Source organism: Paenibacillus glycinis, assembly GCF_009909185.1.
GTDB lineage: Bacteria > Bacillota > Bacilli > Paenibacillales > Paenibacillaceae > Paenibacillus_Z > Paenibacillus_Z glycinis.
Genome location: NZ_JAAAMV010000043.1, coordinates 1 through 6391, shown reverse-complemented (window position 1 = coordinate 6391; position 6391 = coordinate 1). Strand labels below are relative to the sequence as shown.

Annotated in this window: 1 protein-coding gene; it reads left to right on the top strand. The window is 54.0% G+C overall.

The annotated features are described in order from the left end of the window. Positions 1-6391: non-ribosomal peptide synthetase (locus tag GT019_RS31395; RefSeq protein WP_161747384.1), on the top strand; the 6391-nt coding region annotated here is incomplete at both ends.

Sequence of the window (6391 nt, the reverse complement as noted above, 5' to 3'; positions counted from 1 at the left end):
GGGCGCGTGGAGCAGGCGCTGAACAGCCTGATCGCGCGGCATGAATCGCTGCGCACGTCGTTTACAATGGCAGACGGCGAAGTGGTGCAAATCGTGCATCCGGTACTGCCCTTCGCGGTGAGCGAACGACAGACGGCGGAGGCGGAAGCGGCGCAAGTGGTGGAGGCCTTTATACGACCGTTCGATCTGCAAGTCGCGCCGCTGTTGCGCACGGAGCTGGTGCAAATGGCACCCGAGCGGCATCTGCTGCTGTTGGACATGCACCATATCATCGCCGACGGCGTGTCGCTGGGCGTGATGGTGGAGGAGTTCACGAAGCTGTACGCCGGCGAAGAGCTGCCGGCGTTGCGCATCCAGTACAAGGATTACGCGGCCTGGCAGCAGCAACGCGCGGGTAGTGCGGCCATGAAAGAGCATGAATCCTACTGGCTGGAGGCGTTGGCGGGCGAAGTGCCGACGCTGCAGCTGCCGACGGATTATCCGCGGCCGGCGGTGCGGAGCTTCGAGGGCGCCCAAATGGACTTCACGTTGGACGAAGCGCTGGCGAGCGGCTTGAAACGGTTGGCCGAAGAAACGGGCACGACGCTGTACATGGTGCTGCTGGCGGCGTACAAGGTGCTGTTGTCGAAATATACCGGGCAGGAAGAGATGATTGTGGGTTCGCCGATCGCAGGCAGGGCGCATGCGGACGTGGAGCGGATGTTGGGGTTATTTGTCAACACGCTGGCGATTCGCAGTTATCCGACGGGCGAGAAGACGTTCGCGTCCTTCCTGCAGGAAGTGAAGGCATGCACGCTGCTCGCCTTCGAGCATCAAGAGTACCCATTCGAGGAGCTGGTGGGGCAGCTGGAGCTGCCGCGCGATCTGAGCCGGCATCCGTTGTTTGACACAATGTTCATCTTGCAAAATACGGAGCGCGGGGTGCTGGAGCTGCCGGGACTGTGCATTGTGCCGTATGAGCAGGACCATCACGCTGCGAAATTCGACCTGACGCTGCAAGCAGCAGAGAGGGAAAACGAAATCGACATCAGCATGGAATACAGCACGGCCTTGTTCAAGTCGGAAACGATCCAGCGGATGGCTGCCCATTTCCGGAAATTGTTGGAAGTCGTCGTAAGCAAACCGCAAGCCGCGATGAAAGACATGGGACTACTGAGCGAAGCGGAACGGCAGCAAATCCTGTTCGACTTCAACGCAACGACTTCAGACTACCCGCAGGACAACACGATCCATGGGCTGTTCGAGGCGCAGGCGGAACGAACACCGGACAATATTGCGGTCGTATTCGAGGAGCAGCAATTGACCTACCGGGAGCTGAATGCACGGTCGAATCAGCTTGCGCGGGTGCTACGGGACAAGGGCGTGCAGCCAGACAGTTTGGTCGGTATCATGGCGGAGCGTTCGCTGGAGATGATCGTGGGCATAATGGCCATTTTGAAGTCTGGAGGGGCGTACGTGCCGATCGATCCGGAATATCCGGAGGAACGGATTCGCTACATGCTGGAAGATTCGGGAGCGGATCTATTGCTTACGCAACGGCATTTGGTCAAGCAATATGATTTTCAAGGTGAACTGCTGTGCATAGAGGAAGCAAGCTGCATAAAGCGGGATGAATCGAACCTGAAGTCAGGCATGCGTTCCCATCATTTGGCATATGTGATTTATACTTCCGGCACGACGGGAAAAGCCAAAGGAGTGGGTATCGAACATAAAGCAATTCTCAACACCTTGGAATGGCGTAAGCGCGAGTATGCATTTACGGAGAGTGATAGGGCTATTCAATTGGCTTCTTATTCCTTCGACAGTTTTGTATCGAGCTTCTTTACGCCGATTCTATCTGGTGCAAGTGCGATTTTGTTGAAAGAGACCCATAATCCTGCCGTTATTCTTGAGGTTATCGAGAAACAAAAAATTACCCATCTCTTTAGCGTGCCTACTTTGTATCACGCGATATTGGAGCAACTGGGTCATAATGAAGGCCGCAGCTTACGAATCGTTACGCTTGGCGGTGAAAGGGTTACGCGGCAACTTGTCGAACAAAGCAGGCAAAAGCTTGCGGCAGTTGAGGTAATTAATGAGTATGGTCCTACTGAAAATAGTGTTATCACCACAGTCATTCGATATGGAGAAGAGCCTTTTAGCCATACAATCGGTCGGCCAATAAGTAATACAAACGTGTATGTGCTAAGTGCGGATGATACCTTCCAACCACTGCCTATCGGAGTAGCGGGAGAGTTGTGCGTCGCAGGAGCAGGATTGGCACGCGGCTATTTAAACCGCCCGGAATTAACGGCCGAGAGGTTTGTATCAACCCCTTTTGCGCCGGGAGGACGGATGTATAGGACCGGGGACTTGGCGAGATGGCTGTCGGACGGAACGATCGAATACTTGGGGCGAATCGACCATCAAGTAAAGATCCGGGGCTACAGAATCGAGCTTGGGGAAGTAGAAGCGCAATTGTTGCAGGTCAGGCATGTGAAGGAAACCGTCGTGATCGCATGGGAAAACGAACGCGGCGATAACGAACTAAGCGCCTATGTGGTAGCGGAAGAGGCGTTAACGATAGCTCAGCTGCGTGGACCGCTATCGGCGCAGCTGCCGCGCTACATGGTACCCGCGCATTTTGTGCAACTAGAGAAAATGCCGCTGACACCGAACGGAAAAATTGATCGCAAAGCGTTGCCGGCACCGAAAGGGCAGCTGGCGACGGGCGTGACCTATGTAGCGCCGCGCAGTGAACTAGAGTGGATCTTAGCGAGCATCTGGGAGACTTTGCTGGGATCGGAAAGAGTGGGGCGAAACGACAATTTCTTCGAGTTGGGCGGAGATTCGATCAAAGCGATTCAGATGATCGCACGCCTGCATGCTCGCGGTCTCAAGCTGAACATGAAGCAATTGTTCCAGAACCCGGAGCTTGGTGCGGCTGCACGGTATGTCCAACCGGTAGAGGGAAGCATCTCGCAGGAGCCAGTAGAAGGGGAAGCATGGTTATCGCCAATTCAGTACTGGTTCTTCCAGTCGAACTTTACCGACATGCATCATTGGAATCAGGCGGTGATGCTGAAGGGCGAAAACGACTTGGATGAAACAATCCTACGGCAAGTCTGGGCGGAGTTGATTGCTCATCACGATGCATTGCGGATGGTCTATCGCCAATCAGAACAAGGGATGACGGGCTGGAACCGCGGAGTCGAGGAATGCCTGCCAAGCTTGTCGCTGACCGTCGTGGACCTCCGTGAGGAAAGCGACGCCAATCTTTCTGTAAAGGTTGAGGTCGAAGCGACTCGGTTACAGAGCAGTTTGCATTTAAATGATGGGCCATTGGTTTGCCTCGGTGTATTCCGCACGAGCGTCGGCGATCATCTGCTGATAGCCATTCATCATTTAGTGGTTGATGGGGTTTCGTGGCGTATATTACTGGAGGACTTTGACTCTGCTTATGCACAAGCAATGGCAGGAGAAGCAATCCGTTTACCGGAGAAGACTACGTCGTTTCAGGAGTGGACGGCAGGTCTGCATGCCTATGCGCAGCGAAACGGCTTCTGGCGAGAGAGGCAATATTGGGAACGGTTGGAAGGGAAGCAGCCGTTGCTCGTGCCGAAAGATTCAGAGGTGACGACACGTCGACAGGGGGATTCGGCATCCGTGACGATCCGGCTATCTGCCGCGGACACAGCCAGGCTGTTGAAGGAAGCGCCGCGCGCATATCGGACGGAAATTAACGATGCGCTATTGACGGCCCTTGGCTTGACGCTGAGCGATTGGAGCGGTGATAGGCGCGCAGCGATTCACTTGGAAGGTCATGGGCGCGAAGAGATCTTGGACGGCGTGGACGTGAGCCGGACAGTAGGTTGGTTTACCAGTCAGTATCCCGTTGTCATAGAGATGGACGATGCGCTCCCGCTTGGTGAGCAACTGATTGCAGTGAAGGAGCAGTTGCGCAGCATTCCGAATAAAGGCATGGGCTACGGTGTTTTACGATATCTAAGCTCGGTAGAAGGGGAGGATCAAAACAAGTCTGTGCTTCGCCCGGAAGTAGGGTTCAATTACTTGGGTGAATTCGGAGCAAGGTCGAACGGAGCATGGGCGGTATCCTCGCTGCCGACCGGTGCCACGATGAGTCCAAACAGCGAACGCATGCATGCATTGGACATAAATGGAATACTGGTTGACGGCCAGCTATCATTCAATTGGACCTATGCAGCCGAGGAATACAATGAAAATACGGTTCGGAAGCTGGCAGAAACGTTCGCAGAACACCTGCGGGCGATAGCGACGCATTGTGCAGCGCAGCCGCATAGCGAATGGACACCTTCGGATTACGGCTATAACCAACTGTCGATGACCGAAATACGCGAGCTGAAGCATATGCTTGCGTTGCAGGAACCGGGCAGCAAAATTGAGCAAATCTACCCTCTGTCGCCAATGCAACAAGGAATGCTGTTCCATACGTTGTTGGATATATCGTCATCGGCATACTTCGTACAGATTAAGATGGATTTTAGAGGCGAGCTGGATACGGCAAGTCTGAAAACCAGCTTCCAGCAGCTGGCAGAGCGTCACGATGTACTGCGCACGATCTTTTTGCATGAAGGACAAAGCCGTCCTCTGCAGGTGGTGTTGGACAAGCGGGAACTGCCGGTTGTTATAGAAGATCTCCGAGGAATGGACGAGGCGGAGCAAAACGCGTATGTCGCCCGATGGGAAGTGCGGGACCGCAGGCTTGGATTTGATGTTACTCATGAGCCGCTGATGCGTCTCGGGGTATTGATGACCGAGGAACACGCGTACCGAATCGTTTGGAGCAACCATCATATGCTGATGGACGGCTGGTGTCTACCGATTCTTATACAGGAATGGAAGGAGCTGTACCGTGCCGCAAAGACAAAAACGCCGGCGATGCTGGCGACTCCACAGTCTTATCGTTTATTAATTGACTGGCTGGAAAGCCGGGAGAATGATGAGGCGCTTGACTACTGGGGCCGTTACCTGGCGGGGTACGATAAGCAGATGGCATTGCCGCAGCACCGGGCGGTTTCCGTGAATACCTATGAGCAAGAGGAAGCGGAACTTTGGCTGGGCGAAGCGTTAACCGAGCAGCTTGAAACACTGGCGAAGCGGCAGCAGGTGACGTTGAATACGGTGCTGCAAACAATATGGGGCATCATGGTAGGTAAGTATAACTCCACCAGAGATGCGGTATTCGGCAGCGTCGTTTCAGGACGGCCGCCGGAAATTGCCAATGTCGAAAAAATCGTCGGACTGTTTATTAACACGATTCCGGTAAGAGTTAACTGGGAGGAACAGGACTGCTTTGAAGAGGTGTTGCAGGAAGTTCAGCGTCATGGAGTGGAAGCAAAACGACATGAATACGTGCCACTGGCAGACATACAGAAACAAAGCGAACTGAAACAAGAGTTATTCAATCATATCTTGGTGTTCGAGAATTATCCGGTAGCGGATCGCGCAAGCACATCCGGTGAAGCTTTAAATGAAGAGCTGACCATTGAGATGGTATCGAGCTTCGAGCAAACGCACTATGATTTTAACGTAATTGTAGTACCCGGTAAGTCGCTGCGGCTGAGGTTTTCCTACAACATGCGGAAGTTTGAGAAGGAAATGGTAACGAGAATGCAAGGTCATTTAAAGCAGTTAGTGGAGACGGCCGTGAATGACCCAAGAACCCGAGTCAGTGATATGGTGCTGCTGACAGGAGAAGAGCTCCAGCAATTGAAAACATTCGACATCGCAGGATCCGACTATCCGCGGGATAGGACGATTCATCAGTTGTTCGAAGCGCAGGCGGAGCGAACGCCGGACAATATTGCGGTCGTATTCGAGGAGCAGCAACTGACCTACCGGGAGCTGAACGAGCGAGCAAACCAACTGGCCCGGGTGCTGCGAGACAAGGGCGTGCAGGCGGACAGTCTGGTCGGCCTGATGGTCGAGCGCTCTTTGGAGATGATCGTGGGCATCATGGCGATTCTGAAAGCAGGTGGCGCGTACGTGCCGATCGATCCGGAGTATCCGGCGGATCGGATCCAGTACATGCTGGAGGACAGTGGGACAACCCTGCTGGTGACCCAGTCGCATCTGCAGACGCCGTCTTCCTTCACGGGCGAAAGCCTCGCGCTGGACGATTACGGACGGGAGCAGTTCGACACCTCAAATTTGCAGGCAATCGCTGCCCCAGATTCACTGGCGTATATCATCTATACCTCCGGCTCGACAGGACGACCGAAAGGGGTCATGATCGAGCATCGAAATGTGGTGCAGCTGCTGATGAATAACCAGTTGCCGTTTACCTTTAGCGCGGGAGACGTATGGACGATGTTCCATTCGTACTGTTTTGATTTCTCCGTGTGGGAACTGTTCGGAGCGCTGCTGTACG